This is a genomic window from Streptomyces sp. NRRL S-337, from assembly GCF_000720175.1.
In the GTDB taxonomy this organism is placed as follows: domain Bacteria; phylum Actinomycetota; class Actinomycetes; order Streptomycetales; family Streptomycetaceae; genus Streptomyces; species Streptomyces siderophoricus.
The window spans coordinates 1-23934 of record NZ_JOIX01000104.1; the positions used below are offsets into that span (position 1 = coordinate 1).

Consider the following 23934-nt stretch of genomic DNA (forward strand, 5'->3'; position numbering starts at 1 on the left):
CCGACTGCACTGGTCACACTTCCGCAGACGCAGCCAAGCCCGAGCCCGCCACTGCCACTACCAACGCCGAGGCCACAACCCCCACATGCGGTTGCAGTATTAAGGCGTGGTCGAACAGATCCCGTAGGGGATGCGGGCGCCCCTTGCAGGCCACAACGTGGGGGAGGGCGGAGGTATTCCTGAGTGAACGATGACCGCGCCGGGTGAACGACGGCCGCGCCGGCCGTGTGAGGGCACAGCCGCGCCGGCCGTGTGAGGGCACGGCCGGCGCGGTGGTGGGGGGTGGCGCGGTGGTGGGGGGTGGCGTCGAGGGGTCAGCCGGCGTTGACCGGGTTGACGTAGGTGCCCGGGTGGGTGGCGCCGGACTGGTCCAGGATGGCGCCGCCGTAGGGCCACTTCAGCTGGAGGTGCTGCTTCTCGTTCGGCGGCGTGACCAGCACCGTGCCCGGCGCGATCTTCCGGTCCCCGGCGCTGACCGACGGCAGGAAGGTGATGGTGAACGACGCGGACGCGCCGGGCTTCAGCGTCACCGGCGTCGGCTTCTTCGAGGAGCGCGGCAGGTCGATCGAGTGGCCGTCGTTGGCCTGGAGCTGTACGCCGGGGAAGCCGCTGATCGTGCAGGCGGCCCGACCGGTGTTTTTCAGCCACACGGTGACGTTCTGCTGTGCGTCGCTGTGCATGTCGGGGACGCCGCCGCCCGACGAGCTCCAGCCGGCCTGCAGCCCACCGGTGGTGCAGCGGGCGGAGGCACCGTGCCGGGAGGAGGTCTGCGAGGCCGAGCTTCCGCCGCTGCCGCCCGTTCCGGAGCCGTTCTTGCCGGACTGCGAGCCACCGCCCGACGTCGTACCGGAACCCTGGCCACCGGACGCACCCGAGCCCGCACCCGGACCCGAGTCCGCACCGGACGAACCGCTCGACCCGGCGGACGACACGGGACTCGGGGGGCCCGCGGGGTCGGGCTTGGGCGAGTTGCCCTGGCAGGCGGTCAGGGCCAGCGCGGCGACGGCGATCACGGTGGCGGCGGCCGCCCGGCGTCCGCGGCGGAGCATGGTGTGGTGCAACATCGGGAGTCCCCCTGGCTGGCTGTGGCGGTACGGTCACGGCCCGTCCGGCGGCCCGCTAACACCAGACTCCCGGCCCCCGCTGTTGATCAACTAACAGCTCGCTAACGCCCGGACGCGTCCACTACATCGCCACATCGCCACATCGCCTACGTCGCGTACGTCGCCTACGTCGCTTGCATCGCTCACGTCGCGTCCGCCGCGGCCTCCAGCGCCGCGATGTCGATCTTCTTCATGCCGAACATGGCCTTCATGGCGCGGGCCGCCCGCTCCTGGTCCGGGTCGTTCAGCAGCTCGGCCATACCGCCCGGCGCGACCTGCCAGGACAGGCCGTACTTGTCCTTCAGCCAGCCGCAGGGGCCCTCCTCGCCGCCCTCGGAGAGCTTGGCCCAGTAGTAGTCGATCTCCTTCTGGTCGGCGCAGGTGACCATGAGCGAGATCGCTTCGGTGAAGGTGAACTCCGGACCACCGTTGATCGCGAGGTACGGCTGGCCGTCGAGCTCGAACTCGACGGTCAGCACGGTGCCGGCCTCGCGCGGGCCCGCCTCGTTGTAGTGCGTGACGGCGGTGATCTTCGAGTTCGGGAACACCGAGCAGTAGAACTCGGCGGCCTCCTTGCCCTGGGTGTCGAACCAGAGGTTGGGGGTGATGCGCGGCATGGCGATCTCCTGCGGGGTCTGCGGTCCGCCGTACGCGGTCCGCGGTCGGCCGTTATGGCGTGTGTTACCTGTATCGACCGTGGCACCGGCCGGTACTCATCGCCATCCGGGCGAAAATGTCGGGAGTCTTCTACGAGCCGCCGGTGCCCCACGCGAAGGTGATGTCCCGGGTGTCGAGGTGCATGCCCAGCGGCACCCGCCAGGCGTCCACACACACCCGCCAGCTGCCGGTCCTCCGCTTGCCGGGGGCGAGGGGCAGCGGAAGCTCGTGTGTGGACGTGAGGGTGGCCCAGTCGACGCCGAGAGAGCCGATGACGTGACTGCCGAACGTGACCCTTCCGGTGGTGACGGCGTGGTCACCGGTGTTGACGAAGTCGAGGCTGACCTTCTGGCACCAGCGGACGTCGGTGTCGGCCAGGACGGGGTGACCCACCAGCAGACCGTCGGGGGCGTCCGGGCCGGCGGGGATGCCCGGCTTGGGCGGCGCGGGGGAGTCGTGGTGCGGGGGCCGGGTGGGGTCGCTGGGCCGCGGTGCGGGCGGCGTCCCGTGTGAGCCGGGGGAGGGCGTCTCCTGGCCTCCAGAGGGGTCATCACCGCCACCGCCACCGCTGCCCCCGCCGGGACGGTGGGCACCGGGCGTCGTAGGGGACGAGCCGTTCCCTGCGTGCGTACGGCCGGAAGGGCTCCCGCCGCTGCCGTCTCCGCGAGCGCTACCGCTGCCTCCGCCGGGCTCGCTCCCGCTCCCACTCCCGTTCCCGTTCCCGTCGTACGGCGTCAGCTCGATGCCGTCGCGCGGCGGTACGGGGCGCTGCGGCGCCTGTCCGTCGCCCGGGCCGGCCGCGCCCAACGCGACATGGCCCCGGTCGGCCGCGTCCCCGCAGCCGGTGAGCAGGACACCCAGACACAGCACGGCCGCCGAGGCGGAGGCGAGGGTCGTTGTCGTCCGTCGTCGCATCGGCACAGTGTCGCTGACGGACCGTCAGGTGTATAGGGATGGTTCCGAAGCAGGAGGACGGTTCCGGCGGTTCGTGAGGTGGCCGTCGTAGCGCGCCAAGGGGCATTGCGGCAGGGGGCGTTGGGTACCGGCCCACGGGCATGCCGAAAGCGGGCCCCGTGGCCGGCGCGGCACAGGTCCCGTCAGGGGGTTCTCGACTTCCGGATCTCCTCCGGATGCGGATTCTTCAACTGTCCGCCGAGCGGCGAGCGTCGTGGGCCCCTCGGCGGACCGTTCGTCAGTCGGAGATCAGGCCCTCGCGCAGCTGCGCCAGGGTGCGGGTGAGCAGGCGGGAGACGTGCATCTGGGAGATGCCGACCTCTTCGCCGATCTGCGACTGGGTCATGTTGGCGAAGAAGCGCAACATGATGATCTGGCGTTCCCGGGCGGGGAGTTTGGCCAGCAGGGGCTTGAGGGACTCCCGGTACTCGACGCCCTCCAGGGCGCTGTCCTCGTAGCCGAGGCGGTCCGCGAGGGAGCCCTCGCCGCCGTCGTCCTCGGGGGAGGGGGAGTCCAGGGAGGAGGCGGTGTAGGCGTTGCCGACCGCCAGGCCGTCGACTACGTCCTCCTCGGACACGCCCAGGCACAGGGCGAGTTCGGGCACGGTCGGGGAACGGTCCAGCTTCTGGGAGAGCTCGTCGCTGGCCTTGGTGAGGGCGAGCCGGAGCTCCTGGAGCCGCCGGGGGACCCGTACCGACCACGAGGTGTCGCGGAAGAAGCGCTTGATCTCGCCGACGACGGTCGGCATCGCGAAGGTCGGGAATTCCACCCCGCGTTCGCAATCGAAACGGTCGATCGCCTTGATCAGACCGATCGTGCCGACCTGGACGATGTCCTCCATCGGCTCGTTGCGGCTGCGGAAGCGGGCCGCGGCGTAGCGCACCAGCGGCAGGTTGAGCTCGATGAGTGTGTCGCGCACGTACGTGCGCTCCGCGCAGTCCTTGTCGAGCGAGGCCAGCCGCAGGAACAGGGAGCGGGAGAGCGTGCGGGTGTTGATGGCGTCGTCGTCATGCACGTGCGGTGCGGGCGCGGGAATCGCGGCAAGCACCTTTGAGCTGCCCAGTTCTACGGACATGCCACCCCCTTGAGGTCGCGGACGGATCGCTGCGGCGTCCCCGGCCCAGGCGGACCGGGAAGTGATGCCTCCACCTGAATACCGGAGGCAGCGCTACGGCAAACGCGGTTCCCGCAGAATGTCACATGTCGGCAACGCGCTGTAGCGCCTTGTCGACATATCTGTGCAGGATCGGGTCGCCCGTCCCGGTTATGCGTCGATCCTGTTTGCGGATCGCAGCCGGGCGAAGCTCCGCGACAGTAGCCGGGAGACGTGCATCTGCGACACCCCCAGTTCGGCAGAGATCTGGGACTGCGTCAGATTGCTGTAGTAACGCAGCAGAAGGATCCGCTGTTCGCGTTCGGGGAGCTGGACGAGGAGGTGCCGTACGAGGTCGCGGTGCTCGACGCCGGCGAGCTCGGGGTCCTCGTATCCGAGGCGGTCCAGCAGGCCGGGCAGGCCGTCGCCCTCCTGGGCGGCCTCCAGCGAGGTGGCGTGGTACGAGCGGCCCGCCTCCAGGCAGGCCAGTACCTCGTCCTCGCCGATCTTCAGCCGTTCGGCGATCTCCGTGGTGGTGGGGGAGCGGCCGTGCAGCACCGTCAGGTCCTCGGTGGCGCCGTTGACCTGCACCCACAGCTCGTGGAGGCGGCGCGGCACATGGACCGTACGGACATTGTCTCGAAAGTAGCGTTTGATCTCGCCGACGACGGTCGGCATGGCGAAGGTGGGGAACTGGACGCCGCGGTCCGGGTCGAACCGGTCGATCGCGTTGATCAGGCCGATCGTGCCGACCTGGATGACGTCCTCCATGGGCTCGTTGCGGCTGCGGAAGCGGGCCGCGGCGTAGCGCACGAGCGGCAGGTTGGCCTCGATCAGGGCGGCACGGACGCGGGTGTGCTCGGGGGTGCCGGGTTCGAGGTCGGACAGCTCGGCGAACAGCACCTGTGTGAGCGCCCGGGTGTCCGCGCTCCGGCTCTCGCGGGACGGAGCCTTGGGCGCAGTACGGGCCGTCACGGTCACGCCACCCTTCCAGTGCTCGGCGGTGCAGGGACTCGCAGTGCATGTATCCGGCAAAAGCGGTCATAGCATCACAAGACATGTGCACTGTGTGCAAGCACCCCATAACGCCGTGTTGAAGAGAGAGTTGGGTGGTGAAAGGGGCGAGGGGAGGGGTGACGCGAGGGGGCGCGAAAGGGGTGCGCAGGGAGTGCGGAGGGGCTGGGGTGGGAGTGGGGCGGGGCATGCGGAAGCCCCCCGCCCGGGGGAGGGCGAGGGGCTCCGGTGAACGGCTGTGGAATGCGTTCTGGCCGCGCGCTGGTCGTGGGCCGGTCGAGTGCGGATCGTGCGCCGCGGGCTCCGGGGTGAACGGGTGAACGGCTACCGGGCGTCGAGGCTCAGAATTCGTAGTCCGCGATCACCCAGGTGGCGAATTCTCGCCACTGGGCGGCGGCCGCCTGGTGGGCCGGGTGCTCGATGTACCGCTTGAGGGCGTCCTTGTCGGCCACCGCCGAGTTGATCGCGAAGTCGTAGGCGATCGGGCGGTCGGTGATGTTCCAGGCGCACTCCCAGAACGTCAGCTCCGGGATCTCGTCCTTGAGTGCCGCGAAGGCCCGGGCGCCGGCCTGGACGCGATCCTCGTCCCGCGAGACGCCGTCGTTGAGCTTGAACAGGACCAGGTGGCGGATCACAGGGGCCTCCGTGCGGCGGGTGATCAAGGGGGCCGGCCCGGGAGCGGGCGGCCCTACTTGATCAGCTGGGTCATGAACTCGCCGACGCCCTGAGCAGCGGACGAGATGCCCTCGAAGCCTACTTGGACCAGCTGGGCGGCACGCTGGGGGGAGGTGATGATCGTGTACAGCACGAAGACGATGAGGAGGTACAACACGATCTTCTTCGCCTGCGCCATCGTCCCGTCTCCCCTGTGGCAGTCCCCTGCGGCCGTCCCTGCAGCTCCCGCGGTGGTGCGGGCGGCTGGATGCAGTCGGGCGAGTGTAACCACACGTGTTCGATCCGGGGAGCCAGGAGTACGCACGGTTCTCCTCCGGCCGGGGCGGCCCGGTCCCTGAGCCGGCCCTTGATCCGGTCCCCGGCCCGGTCCCTGATCCGGACCTTATGGACCAAAGGCCCGGTGAAGCAGGTCCTTTGCCGGGCCGTCGGGGCGGGCCCCGCAGGCACCATGAAAGCGGTGGCCCGATGGATCTGGCAGGAATCCACGGGCCCCGGACCAGGGTCTCGCTGCGGGGTCCACGCCGCGACTTCCCCGCGAAGGCGGCGTGGGCTTGGGGGTTCGGTCCGCACCGGGGGGAGCGGCTTCCCTTGAGGCGGCTCCCCCCGGACCGGGCTGCCGCGGCCCCTCCGACCGGCCCGCCGTGGTCCCTCCGACATTGCCGCTCGCCCTGTCGCCCCTGTCGCCGCCACGCAACCGCCACCCGCCGTACCCGCGTCTCTCACCTCGTACGACGCGGCGTCCATGCATCATGTACGCGACAGATTGACGCGCGGCGGCGCGCCGCGGCGCGGTGCGGGCGGCCGTGTGGGACGACGAAAGGACCACGGGCTCCGACGATGAAGATCGACTGGGACCGGCGTACCTGCGCGCGACGCGGGCACATCACCTACCTCCCCACCGAGGAGCACCTCCGGCAGAACCTGCGGGCCGACACCGCACTCGGCGTGGCCTGGCGCTGCCTGCGCTGCGGCGACTTCGCGCTCGGCGAGCCGCACGGCGCGGGACCGGCCGACGACGCCCCGCTCGTACCGCGCGGCAAGGTCCTGCGCGACCTGTTCATCCTGCGCTTCCTGGCCGTCGAACGGGCGGTGCGCGGCGTCTTCATCGTGCTGGCCGCGGTCGGCGTCTGGCAGTTCAGCAACCGCAAGGACGCGGTCCGCCGGTTCTTCGACGAGTACATCGCCGTGCTCCGCCCGGTGGCCCGGCACTTCCACTACGACCTGGACCACTCCCCGGTCGTCGGCACCATCCAGAAGACCTTCGGATACCGCCACTCCACCCTGGTGCTGGTGGCCGTGGCACTGCTGGTCTATGCCGTCATCGAGATCGTCGAGGGCGTGGGCCTCTGGTACGCCAAGCGGTGGGCGGAGTACCTGACGGTCGTCGCGACCGCCGCCTTCCTGCCGCTGGAGATCTACGAGCTCACCGAGAAGGTCAGCTGGCTCAAGATCGCCACGCTTGTCATCAACATCCTCGCGGTGCTCTACATCGCGCTCGCCAAGCGGCTGTTCGGGCTACGCGGCGGCCGGGCGGCCTTCGACGCGGAGCGGCACAGCGCCTCCCTCCTGGAGGTCGAGACCTCAGCCGGCCTGACCACCACCACGCCCCACAACGCCTGAACGCCGCTACGTCCGAACCCCGGGGGGACCCACCATGCCCACACCCACACCCACATCCGTGAACGCGTCCACGTCCGCACCCATGCCCGTGAACTCCGTACGATCCGGCTCCGGTTCGCCACGCCCGTCCGCCGCCCGCCGGCGCACGGCGGTGGTGCTGGCGCTGCTGGCCGGCCTGCTGGCCGCCGCCGTCGCACCGGCCACGGCGGCCGTCCGCACCGCCCCGGAGACGGTCCGCACCGCCACCGTCCGCACCGAGTCCGTCCGCACCGAGGCCGTCCGCACCGAGTCCGTTCGCACCGAGTCCGTTCGTGCGGTAGCCGCTGCCCCCGCGCAGCCCGTCGCCTACGGCCACCACGGGGCGTTCCACTCGTTCCACTCGTTCCACTCGTCGCACGGCTCGCACCACTCGACGCCGCACCTCAAGACGGCCTACAAGGACAAGAAGTCCTCGTGGAAGTCGAAGGGCAAGACGAAGAAGAAGCGTGGCTTCTTCAAGAAGCTGGGCATCTTCCTGATCGTCGTGTTCGTCGTCCTGCTGGTCCTCGTCGTCCTGGTGATCTGGCTGATCGTGCACTTCGTGCGCCGTGCACTGCGGGGCCGACGCAACGCCTAGCCGCCACCCCGGACATGACGAAGGCCCCGATCCGGAAGGGATCGGGGCCTTCGCCCTGGAGCGGTAGCGGTGGGATTTGAACCCACGGAGGAGTTGCCCCCTCACGCGCTTTCGAGGCGCGCTCCTTCGGCCGCTCGGACACGCTACCGAGAGAGAGCTTAGCCCACGGGGGGCCGTGCACCGAAATCGGATTCCCGGGGGCCGGACGAACGGGTCGGAGGCGGGGTGGCTACGTGGTCCCGCCGCTGGTCAGCGGTCGCGGAAGAACGTGGTGAGCAGGGCCGCGCACTCCGCCTCGAGGACGCCGGTGATGACCTCCGGGCGGTGGTTGAGACGTCGGTCACGTACCACGTCCCAGAGCGAGCCCGCCGCGCCCGCCTTGGCGTCGCGGGCGCCGTAGACGACCCGGTCGACCCGGGAGAGCACGAGCGCCCCGGCGCACATCGTGCACGGTTCGAGAGTGACGACGAGAGTGCAGCCGGTGAGTCGCCACTCGCCCGTCCGTCTCCCGCCACCATCCCGGCCCGGATCTCCCCCGGACTCCGTCCGGGGGGACCCCCTTCGCGATGCTTCCTCTTGTAGTGCACGGGCCGCCGCGCGCAGTGCGAGGACCTCGGCGTGTGCGGTCGGGTCGCCGGTGGCCTCGCGTTCGTTGTGGCCGGTGCCGAGGACCGTGCCGTCCGCGGACAGCACGACGGCACCCACCGGGACGTCGCCGGTCGCGGGGGCGCGGGCGGCCTCGCCCAGCGCCTGCCGCATCGGCGCGACCCAGGGATCGCGCAACGGATCGGGCAGCGGATCGGGCGCCGGGGGAGGCGGAACGTCGGGCAGCGGGCCGGGCCGGGGGGCGCTCATGCCCCCAGTGTCCGTGACCGGGTCGGCTGCCGGTGACGGGCCGGTGCGGTCCCGGGCTACCGGACCGCCTCCAGCACGTCCGTACAGCCCAGGGCGTCGGCGATCTCCGAGAGGGCGTCGCGTTCGAGGGCGAGCAGGTCCTTCTCGCCGACGCCGAGGTCGTCCAGGAGCGCGGGGTCGCCGAGCGGGCCGGTCGGGACCGGGGCACCGGTCTGGTCGTCCACCTCGGTCTCCGCGTCCTGCGCGCCGGGTTCGCCGTCCTCCGTACCGTCCAGGTCGAGGCTGTCGAGGTCGTCCTCGACGGTCTCGTCCCGGCCGAGCAGTTCGTCGGTCAGCAGGGACCCGTACGAGCTGCGGGACGCGGCAGCGGCGTTCGAGACGAAGATACGGGGGTCGTCGTCGCCGTCCACCCGGACGACCCCGAACCAGGCGTCCTCCTGCTCCAGCAAGGCCACCACCGTGTCGTCGTCGACCGCTGCCTCTCGGGCCAGATCGGCCAGATCGGTCAGCGTCTCCACATTGTCGAGCTCCGTATCGCTCGCTTCCCACCCGTCTTCGGTGCGCGCGAGCAGTGCGGCGAAGTACACCGTGACTCTCCCACTGGTCATAGGCGTGCCGGGCCGGGGCGGGGCGGCGTGCACGCCGGTGGTCCCGCCCCTTCGGAATCGTGGCAGAAACAACGCGTTCGCGCGGGGTCTTCGGCGCTGCGTCGTGCGGAGGTTGTGCGAGATGTCGCTCACGTGCCGCAGCATTACCGGGCCCCGGGGCCTGTTCCGCTCTCAGCGGAATCCCCTCGGCTACCAGCGGAAAGAGCGCATCCGCATGGCCTGGCGCATCCGCTGGGCCCGCACCCGGCGCGGCTGGACGCGGTTGCGGAGCTCCTTCGCCTCGTGCAGTTCGCGCAGGAACTGCGCCCGGCGCCGTCGGCGCGCCGCCTCGCTCTCGGGCTCACGGGCGGTGCCGGCGCCGTCCAACGGGTCGTCCAACGGGCAGTTCGACGGGCCGTCCAGCGGGCCGTCCAACGGGTCGTCGTCCGGCGTGGCTTGCCGTCCGGTGTCCGGCGCGGTCTCCCGGCCGGTCTTCGGGACGCTTTGCCGGCCGTTCTTCGGGGCGCCGGGCCCGGCGTCGTCGGTGTCGTGGGTGTCGTGGGTGTCGTCGGTCCACTGGGGGTCGGGCACGCTGCACACCACCTCGGCGAGGACTGCGAGGACTGCGCCCGAGGGCGGGACGGAAGATCGGGCGTACGTGCCCACTTTCCCGCTATCCGGTGGAGTGATGCCAGCCGGGCCGCGCCATCGTGGCCGACGGCCGGGCGGTGCACGGCGGACGCCGGGCTCCTCCGGCTCGGTTACTGTCGATGTCATGCGGATCCACGTCGTCGACCACCCGTTGGTGGCGCACAAACTCACCACTCTGCGCGACAAGCGCACCGACTCCCCCACCTTCCGGCGGCTCGCCGACGAGCTGGTCACCCTGCTCGCCTACGAGGCCACCCGGGACGTGCGCACCGAACAGGTCGACATCGAGACGCCGGTGACGGCGACCACCGGCGTGCGGCTCTCGCACCCGCGGCCCATGGTCGTGCCGATCCTGCGGGCCGGTCTGGGCATGCTGGACGGCATGGTGCGGCTGCTGCCCACCGCCGAGGTCGGCTTCATGGGCATGGTCCGCAACGAGGAGACCTACGAGGCGCACACCTACGCCACGCGGATGCCCGACGACCTCTCGGGCCGGCAGGTGTACGTCGTCGACCCGATGCTGGCCACCGGCGGCACGCTGGTCGCGGCGATCCAGGAGCTGATCAAGCGCGGTGCGGACGACGTCACCGCGATTTGTCTGCTGGCCGCTCCGGAGGGCGTCGCGGTCATGGAGAAGGCGCTGGCCGGTACGCCGGTGACGGTGGTCACCGCGGCGGTCGACGAGCGGCTGAACGACGACCGCTACATCGTGCCGGGCCTCGGCGACGCGGGCGACCGGATGTACGGCACCGCCGGCTGAGCCCACTCCTCATTCCTGGCGGCTCTTTTCCGAGCCGCGAAACCTTCCGCGAAGAGCTTTCCGGGAGGCGCTTTCCGAGCAGTGATCGGGCCCCGCACCACCGGGTGGTGCGGGGCCCGATCGCATGGCCGTCAGGCCTAGCGGGTTTGCCGGCTCTGCGGCTTGCGGCTTCCGTACGGTCAGCAGGTGGCGTCGCGGGCCGGTTCCTGGGCCGGACGGTTCAGTACGGCCAGGGACTTGGCGGCGGCCTGCGGGGTGGCGAGGTCCTTGAAGGCGTCGCCGATGATCAGGTCGAGTTCGGAGCCCTTGCGGCCGTCGGTCTTCTGCTCGGCGCCGGCGAGCTGGGTGGCGAGCACCTTCAGCGGGCCGTCGACCGCCGCCGTGGGGCCGAGCAGTATCCCGGCGCCCTTGATCTTCTTGTCGTAGGCGGCAGGAGCGTTTCCCACCTTGCCGATCTTGAAGCCGCGCTTCTTGAGCTCGTCGGCGGTGCGTTTGGCGAGCCCGGAGCGCTGGGTGGCGTTGAAGACGTTGACGGTGAGGGTGCCGGGCGCGGGCGGTTTCTGCGCGGCCGGCGTGGCCCGCACCGCGGTCTTCCGGCCGCCGTCCGGGCAGTGCTTCTTGTCCTGGGCGGCCTGCGCGGTACCGGTCCGGCCACCGAAGACGTCGATGAGCTGCAGGGTGCCCCAGCCCACCAGGCCGAGGGCGCAGGCCGTGGCAAGGAGGGTGAGGACGATCCGGCGACGGTGGCGGGGGCGGCGCATCCGCGGATACCTGTCGCCCGTGATGCGGTACTTCTTACCGCCCATGCCCGGGGGCGTCAGCATGCTCATGGGCGCAGCGTAGTGCGGGCGACAGGCCGTGCCTACTAGATGATCAACGCGTGGCGCGAGACCCAACCCAAAAGGGTCAATTCGGGCAGGGCGGGTTGGGTGGGGACGTGCCGGGTCGGGCGGTAAGGGTGGTTTTTTGCCCGGTGGCGGGGGTGGTCTCGGCGGCCGGCGTACGGGGACGGCCGGGCCCGGGTGCCGGGGCGCGCGGGCCTGGACTCGGCGGTGTGAGGGGCTGGGCGCAGGGGCGGGCCCGGCAGCGATGACGTGCCGTCCGTGGGTGTGCTGCTGGCGGGGCGTCAGCCCAGTTCGAGGACCCGGGCGTGCAGCACCTGGCGCTGCTGGAGCGCGGCGCGCACCGCGCGGTGCAGACCGTCCTCCAGATACAGGTCGCCCTCCCACTTCACGACGTGCGCGAAGAGGTCGCCGTAGAACGTCGAGTCCTCGGCGAGCAGCGTCTCCAGGTCGAGTTGCTGCTTGGTGGTCACCAACTGGTCGAGGCGTACCGGGCGCGGGGCGACATCCGCCCACTGGCGGGTGCTCTCCCGGCCGTGGTCGGGGTACGGCCGCCCATTTCCGATGCGCTTGAAGATCACACGGAAAGCCTACCGGGCGAGCGGCACCGGGCGCAGCCATCCCGCAGCGGTGGAAAGGTGATCTTTGCCGAAAACCGGGACCGAAACCGCCGATGACCTGGTCCGGGCGCGAGATCTGCCGGGAGGGCACCGGCCAGGAAGTCGCTGCGCGCATCTCCCGGCTCCGCCTCACCAGCGCAGGGCGGCCGCCAGGCTGGGCTGCCAGTAGGTGACGCGGGCGGTGTGCGGATCGACCCGGGCCGGGGTGCGGTCGTCCAGGCCGACCTGGGTGGCGCCGGTGTGCGCGGCCAGCGCGACCCCGAACTGCGAGACCTTGCGGCCGCTGCTGCCCGTACCGGTGGTGATCAGGGCGTATGCGGTGCCATTGGGCGCGAGGGTGGTGACGGAGCCCGGCCGGCTGCGCCCGATCACCGGCACGGCGGGCCGGCGGCCCTCGCCGAAGCTCAGCAGCGGATGGTGCGGCGCGGCGAAGTCGCAGGGCCGGTCCGCGTAGTTGGTGACCGTCAGCAGCATCCGACGGGCCCGATGCGGCAGCGCGCCGGCGTGGAAGCGGAGCATCTCGGGCGTGCAGACGGCGCGGCCGCCCGGGCCCCGCGGCGGGCCGCCGTTCGTCACGGTCGGCGAGGCGGGGGCCGGGGAGACGGCGGTGGCCGGGTCGCCGGACCGGTTGGCGGCGGTGCCGTGGCAGGCGGTGACCGGCGCGAGGACGGCGGTGACGGTCAGCGCCGCGGCGAGGGCCCGGCGGGCGGTGCTGAAGAGCGACGGCATGGGAGCTCCCGGACGATGGCGTGTACCTGACCTTCCGCGCCACCGCTGCTGATCGGCTAACGCGCGGCTAACGCCCATGGGCGAGGAACGCGGGGCGGGCGGACGACGGCCTGGACCTGACGAAAGTCGGGGGTCGTGCCTGCGGAACGGCAGCGGTGCCGGGACCCCGGCCCTCCTTAGCGTCGGCCGGAACGACGGCAACGGCGCAACGACGAGGGGAACAGCGGTATGCCACAGGTGACGACCCCGCTCCGAGGCGGGGGAAGAGCGGCAGGAGCGGGGAAAGCGGCGCGCGGGCGTCCGCCCGGCCAGGGGCGCCCCGGCCCACGGCGCCCCGGCCGTTGGCTCTGGTGGGCGGGTACCGTCCTCCTGGTCCTCGCCGTGCACAGCAACGGGCATGTGGCGCTCGCCGCCTGGCTGTTCCCCGTCTTCCTGCTGCGCTATGCCCGGCAGCGGCCCGCCCGGCGCGGACTGCTGCGCGTCGGATACGCGCTGGGACTCGGCCAGTTGGTGTGGCTGCTGTCGACGGGCCTGGTGTTCGTACCCTCCGCACTGGGCGCGTTCGCGGTGCTCGCCCTCCTCCAGGCACTGGCGTTCGCCGCCGACCGGCTGGTCGCGGGGCGCACCGTCTGTGCGGCCGGCACCCTGGTCTTCCCGACGGTCCTGGTCTGCGGCGAGTACCTCTTCACCCGGCTCGTCGACTTCGGCGACTACGGCCTGCTCGGCTTCACCCAGCACGGCTTCCTGCCGCTGCTCCAACTCGCCTCCGTCACCGGCGTCTACGGCATCAGCTTCGTCGTCGCCTGGACCGCCTCGACGGCACACTGGGCGTGGCAGCGCGGCTTCCACCGGCGGGAGATCCGGCGCGGCGCACTGGTGTGGGCCGGAGTGCTCGCCGTCGTCCTGGGCGCCGGCGGCGTACGGCTCGTGTTCTTCCCGCCGACGACGAAGACCGTGAGGGTCGCCGGCATCAGCGCCGGCCGCACCGCGGAACGGACCACCGAGCGGGCCCTGCGGGCCGGCGGTCTGCGGCCGTACCGGCCGCGGGAGCTGGTCCGGGCCGCTCCCGACCGGGTGCGTGCGGCGCTGGCACCGGTCGCCGACGACCTGGTGGCCGGCACCGAACGGGAGGCGCGGGCCGGCGCCCGGATCGTGGTCTGGCCGGAGACCCAGGCCGGGGTACTGGCGGCCGACGAGCGGCGGCTGCTGGGCCGGGTGGCCGGGATCGCCCGGGCCCACCACGTCTACGTCGACGCGGCCTACGCCCTCTTCGTCCCGCAGGCCCCCTACGTACGGAACGTCGCCGCACTGGTCACCCCGGACGGCAAGGTCGCCTGGACGTACGACAAGACCCACCCCACCCCCATGGAGCGGATGCGGCCCGGCAAGGGGAACGTGCCGGTCGCCGCCTCGCCGTACGGACGGCTGGCGAACGTGATCTGCTACGACGCCGACTTCCCCGCCCTGATGCGGCAGGCGGCCGACAAGGGAGCCGCCCTGGTCATGGTGCCGGCCAACGACTGGCCGGGCTTCGACGCGCTGCACGCCCAGCGGGCCGTCCTCCGTTCCGTCGAATACGGCTACGCCATGATCCGGCAGTCCGTGCACGGCGTCGCCACCGCCGTCGACCACCAGGGCCGCATCCGGTCCACGGCCGACTACTTCACCGCGGACCGGCAGGCCCTCGTCGCCCAATTGCCCGTACAGCCGCGCACCGAGACGGTCTACGGCGCGGCCGGCGACGTGTTCGCCCTGCTCTGCGCGGTCGGGACGGTGCTCGTGCTGGGGCTGGGAGTCGCCGGCGGGCGCGTCGTACCGCTGCTCCGCGGCGGCTCCGGCGGCTCGGTGCGCGGCGCCCGGGACGGCTCGCCGCCCGGCCCCGGCGAGGCGCTGGGCCCGGACGCACCACCCGGGGACGTACTGCCTGTGGAGGCGCCTGGTGACGCACCGTCCGGGGAGGCGCTGCCCGGGACCGTACGGCCGGGGGAGGGGTACGCGGAGGGCCCGTCCGGTCGGCCGGTGGGCGGCCCGGGGAGCGACGGCGACGGCGTCGGGCCGACCGGGCGCGGCGGCGTCGCGGGCGCCGGCCGGTCGGACGGGCCCCGGGACGCGTCCGGAGCGGCCGCGAGATAGCCGAAGGCGACGGCCGCGGCCGCCACGGCCGCGGCCAACGGCAGACCGAAGCGGCGCAGCCAGGGGCGAAGCGGCCAGGGGGGACGCAGCGAGGAGGGACGCAGCGAGGAGGGACGTGGTGAGGAATGAGGCTGCCGGGGGCGGCGGGGCCGGAGCCACTTCGGGGTGGCCGGCCGCCGGGCGGGGTGCGACTGCGGTCCGGGCGGCGCGGCGGGCCGCAGGTCCCGGACGTCGATGCTCTCCGCGCGCGCCGCGAAGGCCCGCCGCAACCGCTCCTCCACCGGCCGTACGTCCCCGGGCAGTTCCTTCTCCTTGGTCATGACCGCCCCTCCAAGATCTTCTCCAGAGAGTCCAGCGCCCGGCTGGCGATCGACTTCACCGCACCCCGGCTGATCCCCAGCGTGGCCGCGATCTGAGCCTCCGTCAGATCACCCCAGTAGCGCAGCACGAGCACCTCCCGGCGGCGGGCCGTCAGCCCGCTCAGCGCGGCGAACACCTCGCGGTGCTCCTCGTCCAGCACGATCCGCTCCTCGGCGGACGGCGCGTCCGCCTCGTGGGGCGGGGTGTAGTCACGAGCGGTGCGCCGGCGCCGCAGCACCGAACGGGCGGCGTTCACGACCGCGGTACGCAGATAGGCCAGCGCGTTGTCGACGTCCGCGAGCCGCTCGCCGTGCCGCTTGTAGAGCGCGGTGAACGCGTCCTGGACGACGTCCTCGGCGGTGGCCCGGTCGTCGACCAGCAGCACCGCCAGCCGCACCATGGCGAGCCGCTGCGCGTGGTAGAGCTCGCTGATGGTGGGCGGGGGGTCGGACGGCGGGGGTGCCGGTGTGGGCGTGAGTGTGGGTGCGGGGGTGAGTGTCGGGGTGGGTGTGGAGGCGGGTTCATCGTGAGGGGAGCCGTCGTGGCGGGGCGTGGGGTGGTGGGTGGTGGCCGGCCGGGCGGTGTGCAGCAGCCATCGCGCGGGCAACAGGGAGCGCGCAGGCAGCAGCCATCGCGCGGGCAGCAGCCACCGCCACCGGGCATGCCGGCGCCCCGGCACGGCGAACCGGACCGGGGCGGGGCAGACGGCTGCGGAGTACTCCATGGACGTACGTACCGGGGCGGGCGGCGCGGACGGACTCAGCCGCGCCGGCGGCGGACCGCGTAGACGGTGGTGCCGCCCGCTGCGAGCAGCGCGGCCGCGGCACCGCCGATCGCCGCGGTGGTCCCGGAAGAGGCGCCGGTGCGCGCGAGTTGCTTGCCGCCCTGGGCGGGCGGGGCCGACGGGACGGCGCTCGGCTCGGCGGTCGGCTTCGTGCTCGGCGGCAGGCTGGGGCTGGGCGTCGCCGTGGGCGGCCGGTGCCCCGGCCGGGTGGGCGAGGCGGACGGCTCAGGGTGGGAGGAGGGCGGGGCGGTCGGCTCCGGGTGGGCGGACGTGGGCGGTGCGGTCGGTGCGGTCGATCCGTGGTGGCCGGGAGTGGTGGGCCGGGCACTCGGGGCCGCGGACGCACCGGCGGCCGGCGACCGCTCGGCGGCGTACGCCGACCCGGCGGTCACCACCGGGACGGCAAGCACCGGTACGACGGCCAGCGCGAGCACCGCGACGAGCCCGGCACGGGCACGGGCCCGGTGGGCGGGGGAGGCGGCGTGCCCCGTAGTGGGGGCCGTGGCATGGCCCCCGGTGGGGGAGGGGGCGTGGTCCACGCCGGGGAACGGGGTGTGATCCATGGCAGGGAACGGGGTGTGCTTCGGGGTCACGGTCGGCTGCTCCACGTTCGTGTGTCGAAGGGCGGCGCCGATTGGCGCCCTCACCCCTCACGACGTCCGGCGGACCCGGGGGTTGCCGCACGCACCTGGATTTCTTCCGCCCACGGCTTCCCGCCGAATCCGCCGGTTCCCCGTAACGGCTCGCGCCCCCGGCCGGCCGGCCTCAGATCGTCGACGCGTCGATCACGAACCGGTACCGCACATCGCTCGCCAGCACCCGCTCGTACGCCTCGTTGATCTGCTCCGCGCTGATCACCTCGATGTCCGCGCCCAGCCCGTGCTCACCACAGAAGTCGAGCATCTCCTGCGTCTCCGGGATGCCGCCGATCATCGACCCGGCGAGCGACTTCCGCCCCGGGATCAGCGCGAACGCCGCGACCGGCAGCGGGCGCTCCGGGGCACCGACCTGGACCAGGGTGCCGTCGGTGCGCAACAGCCCGAGGTACGCGTTGAGGTCCAGGTTCGCCGAGACGGTGTTGACGATCAGGTCGAAGGTGCCCGCGAGCTGCTCGAACGTGGCCGGGTCGGAGGTCGCGTAGTAGTGGTCCGCGCCCAGCCGCAGGCCGTCGTCCTTCTTGCGCAGCGACTGGCTCAGCACGGTGACCTCCGCACCCATCGCGTGCGCGATCTTCACGCCCATGTGCCCGAGGCCGCCCAGGCCGACCACGGCCACCTTCTTGCCGGGACCGGCCTTCCAGTGGGCGAGCGGGGAGTACAGGGTGATGCCGGCGCAGAGCAGCGGGGCCGCGGCATCCAGGGGGAGCGAGTCGGGGATGCGCAGCGCGTAGTTCTCGTCCACCACCAGGTGCGTCGAGTAACCGCCGTACGTGGTCCCGCCGTCCCGGCCGGTCGCGTTGTACGTGCCGACGTTGCCGAGCTCGCCGGTGCAGTACTGCTGCAGGCCCGCCCGGCAGTTGTCGCACTCGCGGCAGGAATCGACGAAACAGCCGACGCCGACCCGGTCACCGGTGCGGTAACGGGTGACCTCGGCGCCGACCTCGGCCACCACACCGGCGATCTCATGGCCGGGAACGATCGGGAAGTGCCCGCCGTCGCCCCACTCGGCGCGCACGGTGTGGATGTCGGAGTGGCAGATGCCGGCGTACTTGATCTCGATCAGGATGTCGTGGGCCCCCAGCTCGCGGCGCGGAATCGTGGTCCGCTCCAGCGGTGCTTTCGGGGCGGGGGCGGCGTACGCGGAGACAGAGGTGTGGGTCATGCCACCGAGAATGCGTGGTTCCGCTTTCCCTAACCAGTGCACCGTTCAACATATGCACAGCAGGCCTAGTACTGGCGGAACCACCTTGGGCGGCGGGCTCACGACGCTACGGCCCCTACGGGCCCGGGCATGCGCAGGACCGTCGGCACCGGCATGCGCATCGTCGTGGGCACACCCGCGGGCGTGCCGTCAGGAGAAGACGACCGACCGGACCTTCAGCCGCTCGGAGGCGTGACCGCCGTTCGGCCGAAGAGTGAAGTAGTCGCCCGTGCAGTCGGCGCCGGCGAAGACCGTCGCCGTGGAGGCGGTGTAGTTCCTCGGCGTGTGCGCGGGCGGAACGGCCTCGTCGGCGACCTCCGGCAGCGTGATGCACACCCAGCTGGGCGGATCGGCCAGCAGCCCCATGCGCGGACCGGTCCCGTCGTCGTAGACGTAGCTGAACGGGCCGGTGGCCGCCCCGGCCGAGGACGCCGGCAGCGCCACGGCAAGGGCGAGGCCCCCGAGCGCGGTGGCGACCGTGGTGACGGAACGACGCAGAGGCGTGGGCCGACCCACGGACCCACGCCTCGCCTCACGCACGGCCCCCTTACCGGGCCCACGCCCGGATCCGCCCCCGGACAGGTCTACGGCCACGCTCTCTGCGGACACACTCTCGGCCCTACTCCAGGACAGACGCATGGGCAGCTTCCTTTCCTGCTTCTCCCGCGGGGGCTCGGCGCCCCACGTGAAAGGCGAGCTGCCCAGGCGCACGCCAGACGATGTGCCCGTCACCCGAAGGAGGACTGCCGAATCGATCCGGCGGGCATCGCCGGCAGGCCCCTCACCAACGGCAGGCCCCTCACCAACGGCTACACCCGCTCGACCTGCTCCACGGTGATCGCGGCCGCCGGACAGATCGCCGCGGCCTCCCGCACCGCGTCATGCAGCTCGGCAGGCGGCGCGGCATCGAGGAGGACGACGATGCCGTCCTCCTCCCGCTGGTCGAACACCTCGGGCGCGGACAGCACACAGCTTCCGGCCCCACAGCACTTCTCCTGGTCGATGTGGACGCGCATGACTCTCTCTCCTCAGTGGTGGCGAAAACGATGGGGCCCGGCACCCGGCACCGGAGGGGGCCGAAGGCGGGGCCCGAAGAGCGGGGCCCGGTGGGCCGGGGGCTCGAAGGGCGGGGCTCGAAGGGCGGGGCCCGGAGGTCACGGGCGACTAGGCCGTGGTCCGGATCACCACGCGACCGGCAGCGCGTACACCCCGTAAACCCCCATGTCATGCCGGAAACGGATCTCCTCGAACGGGACGTCGAGCCGCAGATCCGGCAGCCGGCGGAGCAGCGTCTCCAGGGCGATCTGGAGCTCCACCCTGGCGAGCGGCTGCCCCAGGCACTGGTGGACGCCGAAGCCGAACGCGACATGGCGGCGTGCGTCCCGGCCGACGTCGAGGACATCGCCGTCGGGGAAGACCTCGTCGTCGCGGTTGGCGCTGTTGAGCGTGCACAGCACGCCCTCGCCGGCACGGATGGTGACGCCACCAAGGGTGACGTCCTCGGTGGCGAGCCGCGGCAGACCGTTGTGCACGATCGTCAGATAGCGCAGCAGCTCCTCCACGGCACCCTTGATCAGCGGCGGATCGTTGCGCAGCCGGGCCATTTGACCGGGATTACGGAGCAGCGCGAGCGTGGAGAGGGCCGTCATGTTGGCGGTCGTCTCATGCCCGGCGACCAGCAACAGCCGCCCCATCGAGGCGATCTCGTCGTCATCGAGCTCGCCCCGGGCGACCAGCCGGCTGACGATGGCGTCGTCCGGCCGCTCCCGCTTGGCCCGGGCGAGCCGGACCAGGTACGCGTGCAGTTCCTGCTGCGCGGTCCGGATGTCCTCCGGCTCGGACCGGAGGCTGAGCAAAATGCCGCTGCGACGCTGGAAGAACTCATGGTCCTCGTACGGCACGCCGAGCAGCAGACAGATCACCAACGAGGGCAGTGGCAAGGCGAATTCGGCCACCAGATCCGCCGCACTCCGCCCGTCGGTCATCCGGTCGAGCAACTCGTCGGCGATGCGCTGCACCTCCGGACGCATCGCCTCGACCTTCTTGACCATGAAGTCGGCGGTGAGCATCCGGCGCAGCCGGGCGTGCTCCGGGTCGTCCTTGCGGATGAAGGTGGGGTTGTTGGTGACGATCTCCCGCCCACCGGCGGTGAGGAACGGAAACCCGGGCCGGGTCGCATCCGCACTGAACCTCGGGTCCCCGAGCACCGCCCGCACATCCTGATGCCGTGTCACCAGCCAACACGACGACCCGTCCCACAGCCTCGCCCGCACCACCGGCTGCTCCCGCCGCACCCGCTCCACCCGTGCCGGCGGATCAAACGGACACCCGTCCCCGCGCCCCACCGGCACCACCAGGCCACTCTCACTGGCGAGATGGGTGCTGCCGGGGCCGCTGGCGGTGGGGGTGGGGGTGGCGCCGGTAGTTCCGGAGGTGCCGAGGGTCCCAACGGAGCCAACGGCTTCAACGGTGCCGGCGCCATCCTCCACGTCGATCGGTTCTACGGTCGTCATTGGGCTGGTCCTTCCACGATCGGGACACGGCACTGCCGTGACCAACGGTGCGGGGTGGCGCCACTCCTCGACGGGGCGTTGCACGCGCACGACTTCCGAATTCCGGTGCAGCGTGCGCATAACTAGTTACCTAAGTTAAGCAACTAACCGTTCACACGTTAACGCAGCGCCAGCGAGCGACGGAAGGAAAGATCCGACCCTCCCCAAGGTTGGCTCAAAACCGAGGCCCCACCCGCCGCACAGTCCCCCGCGCAGTCCCCGCGCAGTCCCCCGCACGGTCCCCGTGCGGGCCTCGGCAATCAGGGGTGGAACGGGGACGGAATCAGGGGCGGAACGGGAACGGGAGCCGGTGCGCCCCTGCCAGGGAACCGGCACGGATGGGGCACGAGAACCGTTCCGGCTCGGGTACGAGAACCGTTCCGGCCCGGGTACGTGAACCGGCGTGCAAACAGGTACTGAGCAGCGCTGATCCTGGTATGCGCTGGGGGTTCCGGAATCCCACGGGCCGCTAAAGTGCCTGCATGCCGGACCCCGGAAGAGACCAGGACCCCACCGCCGCGCTGCAAAGGGTGCTGGCCACGCTGTCCTATCTGCTCACCCGCTCACGGGCTCACGAGCGCCAGGCGACTCAGGCGGGCGTGACGGCGGCTCGCTCCGATCTCTGGCTGTTGATGGCCCTGGAGGACAGCGGAGGCGTCTGCCGCGTCGGCGACCTCGCCGAGCTGCTGATGGTCGAGCCGCCCCATGTCACCCGGCAGATCGGCCAGTTGGAGGCGCAGGACCTGGTCGAACGTACCCAGGATTCGCTGGATCGGCGCGCCCGGAAGGTGGCCATCACCCCCCACGGCAAGGCCGTCCTCCAGCGCCTGCAGCAGACCAGTCAGGCCGGCCTGCGTGATGCTCTTGCCGACTTCGACGACGCGGACATCGCCGCCACCGTCGCCGTCCTCAACCACCTCGTCGGTTACGCCCGGCACAAGCACGCCGAGCACGCCGAGGAGGAACGCCAGCGGCGCCGTGGAGCTTGAGGCGTTCCCTGAGGCCTGAGGGGGCCGGGTGTGGGCCCGGCGTGAGCCCGGGGCCAGGGCCGGTGCGAGCCCCGGGCCCTGGTGAGGCCGGGCCCGGGGCTCACCAGGGGGTGGCCCCGGGTGGGGGTTATTCGATTTCTACGCGGCCGGAGGGGGTGGGGTTGGCGGGAGAGTTGGGGGTGGAAGTAGAGGACTTCGCGGGGGACTGGTTGTCGGGGGTGCCGAGGTTGCGGCGGACCGAGTCGAGGATGGTCAGGCCCTGGCCGACGAGGCCGGCGGCGATTTCGCCGAGGCCGTCGGTGCCGTTGAGGACGTTGACGTTGGCGTTGGACAGGCCCGCGGAGGCTTCCTTGACGATCTGGGGGAGCTGGTCGATGAGCATCCGGTCCAGGGCCACGCGGTCGTACGAGGCGGCGGCCTCGGCCTGGATCTTCATGCGCTGGGCCTCGGCGGTCGCCAGGAGCTTGATACGCTCGGCCTCCGCCTCGGCGGGCTTGACGACCTCGGCGACCAGTTCCTGCTGACGCAGCTGGGCGCGGCGTTCGGCGAGCTCGGTCTGGGCAGCGAGGACCTCTTGCTGCGCGTGGGCCTGCGCGAGCGGGCCGGCCTGGGCGGCACGGGCCTGGGCGCGGTCCACCTCGGCGGAGTACTCGGCCTGGACGACCGCGGTCTGCCGGCTGTACTCGGCCTGATTACGGGCGGCCTCCTGCTGCGCCTCGACCGCAGCCTGGGTGGCCTGGGCCTGGGCGATCTGGGCCTGGCGCTGGATGGCGGCCTTGTGCGGGGCGGACATCGCCTCGATGTAGCCGGTGTCGCCGTCGTCGATCGACTGGATCTGCAGTGAGTCGACGATCAGGCCGATCTTGGCCATCTCGGTCTTGGACGTCTCCAGCACCTCGGTGGCCAGCTTCTGGCGCTCGGTGACGATCTCCTCGACCGTCATCGAACCGATGATGGAGCGCAGGTGGCCGGCGAAGATCCGGCCGGTCAGGACCGACATCTGGTCCTGGTCGGACAGGAACCGCTGGCCGGCGTTGACCACGCTCTCGGTGTCGTTGCCCACCTTGAACGCGATCACGGCACGGACGGTGAGCGAGATGCCCTGCCGTGTCACACAGGTCTCGGCGACCTCTGCCTCGCACATCGCCAGGGTCAGGAAGCGCACCTTGCGGAACACCGGCAGCACGAACTTTCCGTGACCGGTCACCACCCGGAATGGCGCGCCGCCCTGTCCACGCCTGCCGCCCGAGATCAGCATCGCTTGATCTGGGGCGGGAACGCGGTAACCGAACATTTCGTCTCCTCAGCCGGCGTTGCCGGCGTCGCCGGTCAACGCGTCCAACGGATCGGTCCACTCCATGACGTCGACCTGGCGATTGCCACGGGACTCGATCACGAGCACGGTTGCCCCTACTGGAAGGGGCTCGGCGGACCAGGCGAGAAAGGCCTCGGAGCCACCCCTGACCCGCACCAGAACCTCACCGGGACCGGCAGCCCCACGAGTGCCGATCAAAAGCACTCCCGTGCAGCCGATCACCGCGTCGTCCTGCACCATCGGCGGCTGCCCTCCCCCGTTACGTTCCTTGAAATTCGACATTAGCGCCCTCGGACGCGGGGGCCTATGGCGGGATGTCGGTGAGTTGGAACGTCGGCTCCGAGGGTCTTTCGATCTTCCCCCTCCGTCGGCAGGGGGCGGGGGAGTGGCCGGAGCGGGCGGAGGGGGTGGAGGGGCCTGGTGGAGGGGTTGGTGGAGGGGGCGAGGGGGCGCTGGGGACGTTCAGCTGGTGGTGCTCAGTGCAGGTGGTCGAGGGCGGTGAGGATGTCGGACGGCTCGGCGCGGGCGGTGTAGTCGGTGTCGACGAAGGCCCAGCGGATGGTGGTGTCGCGGTCGATGACGTAGGTGGCGGGCAGCGGCAGCGTGCGGGAGTGGCCGCCGTTGACGCGCTGCAGGTCGAAGCCCAGGGAGTCGTAGACGGCCGCCAGGTCGTCGGGCAGGTCGAAGGCGAGGCCGTACCGCTTGGCGGTGTCGGAGCCTATGTCGCTGAGGACGTCGAAGGTCAGGCCGTGCTTCTCGGTGAGGCTGAGGGATTCGTCGGGGACCTGGGGCGAGACCGCCACGAGCCGGGCGCCGCGGGCGGTGATCTCGGGGAGGTGCTGCTGGAGGGCGCGCAGGGCGATGTTGCAGTACGGGCACCAGGCGCCGCGGTAGAAGGTGAGCACGACGGGCCCGGAGGAGAGCAGGGTGTCGAGGGAGCGGGTTTCGCCGGTCGCGGTGGGGAGGGTGAAGAGGGGTGCCGTGTCCCCGGCCTGGAGGGCCCGAGCGGCCTGTCCCGAGGCGGCCAGTTCGCGTCCGGCCCGTTCCATCACCTCCCGGGCGGCGGCCGGGAGCTCTGGGTAGCGGCCGCGGAGGAACGCGGTGAGTTCGTCCCGAAGGGGGGACGGCGAGGGGGAGGCGGAGGATGAGGGGGTGGGCGAGGGGG

27 protein-coding genes and 1 tRNA gene are annotated in these 23934 nt (G+C 71.8%); 5 read left to right on the plus strand and 23 right to left on the minus strand.

The annotated features are described in order from the left end of the window. Positions 1 to 314 precede the first annotated feature (314 nt). The 7 genes from IG62_RS0137615 to IG62_RS48075 form a co-directional block, all read right to left on the minus strand. Positions 315 to 1064: a DUF4232 domain-containing protein gene (locus IG62_RS0137615; RefSeq protein WP_030814534.1), complete on the minus strand. Its 750-nt coding sequence runs from the start codon at positions 1062 to 1064 to the stop codon at positions 315 to 317. A 182-nt stretch (positions 1065 to 1246) separates the two neighbouring features. After that, complete coding sequence (locus IG62_RS0137620; RefSeq protein WP_030814537.1) at positions 1247 to 1720, minus strand: VOC family protein; 474 nt, start codon at positions 1718 to 1720, stop codon at positions 1247 to 1249. A 130-nt stretch (positions 1721 to 1850) separates the two neighbouring features. Further along, positions 1851 to 2675, minus strand: coding sequence for a hypothetical protein (locus tag IG62_RS0137625; RefSeq protein ID WP_030814539.1), 825 nt, complete (start codon positions 2673 to 2675; stop codon positions 1851 to 1853). 277 nt (positions 2676 to 2952) lie between these two features. Further along, positions 2953 to 3789: an RNA polymerase sigma factor SigF gene (locus tag IG62_RS0137630; protein WP_030415863.1), complete on the minus strand. Its 837-nt coding sequence runs from the start codon at positions 3787 to 3789 to the stop codon at positions 2953 to 2955. A gap of 189 nt (positions 3790 to 3978) precedes the next feature. Next, on the minus strand, positions 3979 to 4788 hold the full coding sequence (locus IG62_RS0137635; RefSeq protein WP_030814541.1) for an RNA polymerase sigma factor SigF: 810 nt from the start codon (positions 4786 to 4788) through the stop codon (positions 3979 to 3981). Positions 4789 to 5162: 374 nt separating this feature from the next. After that, positions 5163 to 5456 carry a Dabb family protein gene (locus IG62_RS0137640; protein ID WP_030814544.1) on the minus strand — a complete coding sequence of 98 codons (294 nt, stop codon included), beginning with the start codon at positions 5454 to 5456 and terminating at the stop codon, positions 5163 to 5165. Positions 5457 to 5509: 53 nt separating this feature from the next. Continuing rightward, entirely contained in the window at positions 5510 to 5674 is a 165-nt protein-coding gene (locus IG62_RS48075) for a hypothetical protein (protein WP_199812579.1), read from the minus strand. 659 nt (positions 5675 to 6333) lie between these two features. On the opposite strand from IG62_RS48075, the gene IG62_RS0137650 reads away from it, so the two are divergent. Beyond that, positions 6334 to 7116, plus strand: a complete 783-nt coding sequence (locus IG62_RS0137650) for a DUF2127 domain-containing protein (RefSeq protein ID WP_030814547.1) — start codon at positions 6334 to 6336, stop codon at positions 7114 to 7116. Between the two features lie 58 nt (positions 7117 to 7174). Continuing rightward, on the plus strand, positions 7175 to 7732 hold the full coding sequence (locus tag IG62_RS0137655; protein ID WP_234326903.1) for a hypothetical protein: 558 nt from the start codon (positions 7175 to 7177) through the stop codon (positions 7730 to 7732). 61 nt (positions 7733 to 7793) lie between these two features. Here the strand turns inward: IG62_RS0137655 and IG62_RS0137660 are convergent. The 4 genes from IG62_RS0137660 to IG62_RS0137675 all read right to left on the minus strand — a co-directional run bounded on the left by IG62_RS0137660 (position 7794) and on the right by IG62_RS0137675 (position 9573). Beyond that, positions 7794 to 7880 (minus strand) — tRNA-Ser (locus tag IG62_RS0137660). Positions 7881 to 7981: 101 nt separating this feature from the next. Then, positions 7982 to 8587, minus strand: a complete 606-nt coding sequence (locus tag IG62_RS0137665) for a nucleoside deaminase (RefSeq protein WP_078872485.1) — start codon at positions 8585 to 8587, stop codon at positions 7982 to 7984. A 56-nt stretch (positions 8588 to 8643) separates the two neighbouring features. Then, positions 8644 to 9174 carry a hypothetical protein gene (locus IG62_RS0137670; protein WP_030814556.1) on the minus strand — a complete coding sequence of 177 codons (531 nt, stop codon included), beginning with the start codon at positions 9172 to 9174 and terminating at the stop codon, positions 8644 to 8646. Between the two features lie 210 nt (positions 9175 to 9384). Next, positions 9385 to 9573: a hypothetical protein gene (locus IG62_RS0137675; protein WP_234326906.1), complete on the minus strand. Its 189-nt coding sequence runs from the start codon at positions 9571 to 9573 to the stop codon at positions 9385 to 9387. A gap of 376 nt (positions 9574 to 9949) precedes the next feature. Here IG62_RS0137675 and upp point away from each other — a divergent pair, with 376 nt between their 5' ends. Beyond that, complete coding sequence (upp, locus tag IG62_RS0137680) at positions 9950 to 10585, plus strand: uracil phosphoribosyltransferase (protein WP_030814562.1); 636 nt, start codon at positions 9950 to 9952, stop codon at positions 10583 to 10585. A 179-nt stretch (positions 10586 to 10764) separates the two neighbouring features. Here the strand turns inward: upp and IG62_RS0137685 are convergent, their stop codons facing one another. From IG62_RS0137685 to IG62_RS0137695, 3 genes are all read right to left on the minus strand, one after another. Continuing rightward, the gene (locus IG62_RS0137685; protein WP_030814565.1) at positions 10765 to 11415 is read right to left on the minus strand and encodes a LytR C-terminal domain-containing protein; all 651 of its coding nucleotides are present in this window, start codon (positions 11413 to 11415) and stop codon (positions 10765 to 10767) included. Positions 11416 to 11711: 296 nt separating this feature from the next. After that, a complete protein-coding gene (locus IG62_RS0137690; protein WP_030084955.1) occupies positions 11712 to 12008 on the minus strand; it encodes a type II toxin-antitoxin system VapB family antitoxin in 297 nt (98 codons plus the stop codon). A gap of 168 nt (positions 12009 to 12176) precedes the next feature. Then, positions 12177 to 12776, minus strand: a complete 600-nt coding sequence (locus IG62_RS0137695; RefSeq protein ID WP_030814570.1) for a DUF4232 domain-containing protein — start codon at positions 12774 to 12776, stop codon at positions 12177 to 12179. A 228-nt stretch (positions 12777 to 13004) separates the two neighbouring features. Between IG62_RS0137695 and IG62_RS0137700 the strand changes: the two genes are divergently transcribed. Beyond that, positions 13005 to 14909 carry a nitrilase-related carbon-nitrogen hydrolase gene (locus tag IG62_RS0137700; protein WP_267887939.1) on the plus strand — a complete coding sequence of 635 codons (1905 nt, stop codon included), beginning with the start codon at positions 13005 to 13007 and terminating at the stop codon, positions 14907 to 14909. A 316-nt stretch (positions 14910 to 15225) separates the two neighbouring features. Here the strand turns inward: IG62_RS0137700 and IG62_RS0137705 are convergent, their stop codons facing one another. From IG62_RS0137705 to IG62_RS0137730, 6 genes are all read right to left on the minus strand, one after another. Next, the gene (locus IG62_RS0137705; protein ID WP_030814577.1) at positions 15226 to 15993 is read right to left on the minus strand and encodes an RNA polymerase sigma factor; all 768 of its coding nucleotides are present in this window, start codon (positions 15991 to 15993) and stop codon (positions 15226 to 15228) included. Between the two features lie 35 nt (positions 15994 to 16028). Beyond that, positions 16029 to 16646, minus strand: coding sequence for an LPXTG cell wall anchor domain-containing protein (locus IG62_RS43555; RefSeq protein ID WP_158795177.1), 618 nt, complete (start codon positions 16644 to 16646; stop codon positions 16029 to 16031). Positions 16647 to 16818: 172 nt separating this feature from the next. Further along, positions 16819 to 17874 (minus strand): NAD(P)-dependent alcohol dehydrogenase, encoded by a 1056-nt coding sequence (locus IG62_RS0137715; protein ID WP_030814583.1) that lies wholly within the window; start codon positions 17872 to 17874, stop codon positions 16819 to 16821. Positions 17875 to 18063: 189 nt separating this feature from the next. Beyond that, entirely contained in the window at positions 18064 to 18429 is a 366-nt protein-coding gene (locus IG62_RS0137720) for a hypothetical protein (RefSeq protein ID WP_199812580.1), read from the minus strand. Between the two features lie 293 nt (positions 18430 to 18722). Further along, positions 18723 to 18929 carry a ferredoxin gene (locus IG62_RS0137725; RefSeq protein ID WP_030417156.1) on the minus strand — a complete coding sequence of 69 codons (207 nt, stop codon included), beginning with the start codon at positions 18927 to 18929 and terminating at the stop codon, positions 18723 to 18725. A 165-nt stretch (positions 18930 to 19094) separates the two neighbouring features. After that, positions 19095 to 20270, minus strand: coding sequence for a cytochrome P450 (locus IG62_RS0137730; RefSeq protein WP_030814589.1), 1176 nt, complete (start codon positions 20268 to 20270; stop codon positions 19095 to 19097). Positions 20271 to 20947: 677 nt separating this feature from the next. On the opposite strand from IG62_RS0137730, the gene IG62_RS0137735 reads away from it, so the two are divergent. Then, complete coding sequence (locus tag IG62_RS0137735) at positions 20948 to 21454, plus strand: MarR family winged helix-turn-helix transcriptional regulator (protein ID WP_051799157.1); 507 nt, start codon at positions 20948 to 20950, stop codon at positions 21452 to 21454. A gap of 127 nt (positions 21455 to 21581) precedes the next feature. On the opposite strand, the gene IG62_RS0137740 is transcribed toward IG62_RS0137735, so the two are convergent. From IG62_RS0137740 to IG62_RS0137750, 3 genes are all read right to left on the minus strand, one after another. After that, complete coding sequence (locus IG62_RS0137740; RefSeq protein WP_030814595.1) at positions 21582 to 22748, minus strand: SPFH domain-containing protein; 1167 nt, start codon at positions 22746 to 22748, stop codon at positions 21582 to 21584. A 9-nt stretch (positions 22749 to 22757) separates the two neighbouring features. Next, positions 22758 to 23009: a hypothetical protein gene (locus tag IG62_RS0137745; protein WP_030417332.1), complete on the minus strand. Its 252-nt coding sequence runs from the start codon at positions 23007 to 23009 to the stop codon at positions 22758 to 22760. A 236-nt stretch (positions 23010 to 23245) separates the two neighbouring features. Continuing rightward, positions 23246 to 23934: peroxiredoxin-like family protein (locus IG62_RS0137750; protein WP_234326905.1), on the minus strand; the 689-nt coding region annotated here is incomplete at its 5' end.

What these genes read in the sequence shown, in the direction of transcription:
- IG62_RS0137620 (WP_030814537.1), bottom strand. Translation starts at nt 1,720, where the DNA reads ATGCCGCGCATCACCCCCAACCTCTGGTTCGACACCCAGGGCAAGGAG.
- IG62_RS0137650 (WP_030814547.1), top strand. Translation starts at nt 6,334, where the DNA reads ATGAAGATCGACTGGGACCGGCGTACCTGCGCGCGACGCGGGCACATC.
- upp (WP_030814562.1), top strand. Translation starts at nt 9,950, where the DNA reads ATGCGGATCCACGTCGTCGACCACCCGTTGGTGGCGCACAAACTCACC.
- IG62_RS0137665 (WP_078872485.1), bottom strand. Translation starts at nt 8,587, where the DNA reads ATGAGCGCCCCCCGGCCCGGCCCGCTGCCCGACGTTCCGCCTCCCCCG.
- IG62_RS0137615 (WP_030814534.1), bottom strand. Translation starts at nt 1,064, where the DNA reads ATGTTGCACCACACCATGCTCCGCCGCGGACGCCGGGCGGCCGCCGCC.
- IG62_RS0137745 (WP_030417332.1), bottom strand. Translation starts at nt 23,009, where the DNA reads ATGGTGCAGGACGACGCGGTGATCGGCTGCACGGGAGTGCTTTTGATC.
- IG62_RS0137625 (WP_030814539.1), bottom strand. Translation starts at nt 2,675, where the DNA reads ATGCGACGACGGACGACAACGACCCTCGCCTCCGCCTCGGCGGCCGTG.
- IG62_RS0137630 (WP_030415863.1), bottom strand. Translation starts at nt 3,789, where the DNA reads ATGTCCGTAGAACTGGGCAGCTCAAAGGTGCTTGCCGCGATTCCCGCG.
- IG62_RS0137715 (WP_030814583.1), bottom strand. Translation starts at nt 17,874, where the DNA reads ATGACCCACACCTCTGTCTCCGCGTACGCCGCCCCCGCCCCGAAAGCA.
- IG62_RS48075 (WP_199812579.1), bottom strand. Translation starts at nt 5,674, where the DNA reads ATGGCGCAGGCGAAGAAGATCGTGTTGTACCTCCTCATCGTCTTCGTG.
- IG62_RS0137725 (WP_030417156.1), bottom strand. Translation starts at nt 18,929, where the DNA reads ATGCGCGTCCACATCGACCAGGAGAAGTGCTGTGGGGCCGGAAGCTGT.
- IG62_RS0137700 (WP_267887939.1), top strand. Translation starts at nt 13,005, where the DNA reads ATGCCACAGGTGACGACCCCGCTCCGAGGCGGGGGAAGAGCGGCAGGA.
- IG62_RS0137685 (WP_030814565.1), bottom strand. Translation starts at nt 11,415, where the DNA reads ATGAGCATGCTGACGCCCCCGGGCATGGGCGGTAAGAAGTACCGCATC.
- IG62_RS0137705 (WP_030814577.1), bottom strand. Translation starts at nt 15,993, where the DNA reads ATGGAGTACTCCGCAGCCGTCTGCCCCGCCCCGGTCCGGTTCGCCGTG.
- IG62_RS0137735 (WP_051799157.1), top strand. Translation starts at nt 20,948, where the DNA reads ATGCCGGACCCCGGAAGAGACCAGGACCCCACCGCCGCGCTGCAAAGG.
- IG62_RS0137740 (WP_030814595.1), bottom strand. Translation starts at nt 22,748, where the DNA reads ATGTTCGGTTACCGCGTTCCCGCCCCAGATCAAGCGATGCTGATCTCG.
- IG62_RS0137695 (WP_030814570.1), bottom strand. Translation starts at nt 12,776, where the DNA reads ATGCCGTCGCTCTTCAGCACCGCCCGCCGGGCCCTCGCCGCGGCGCTG.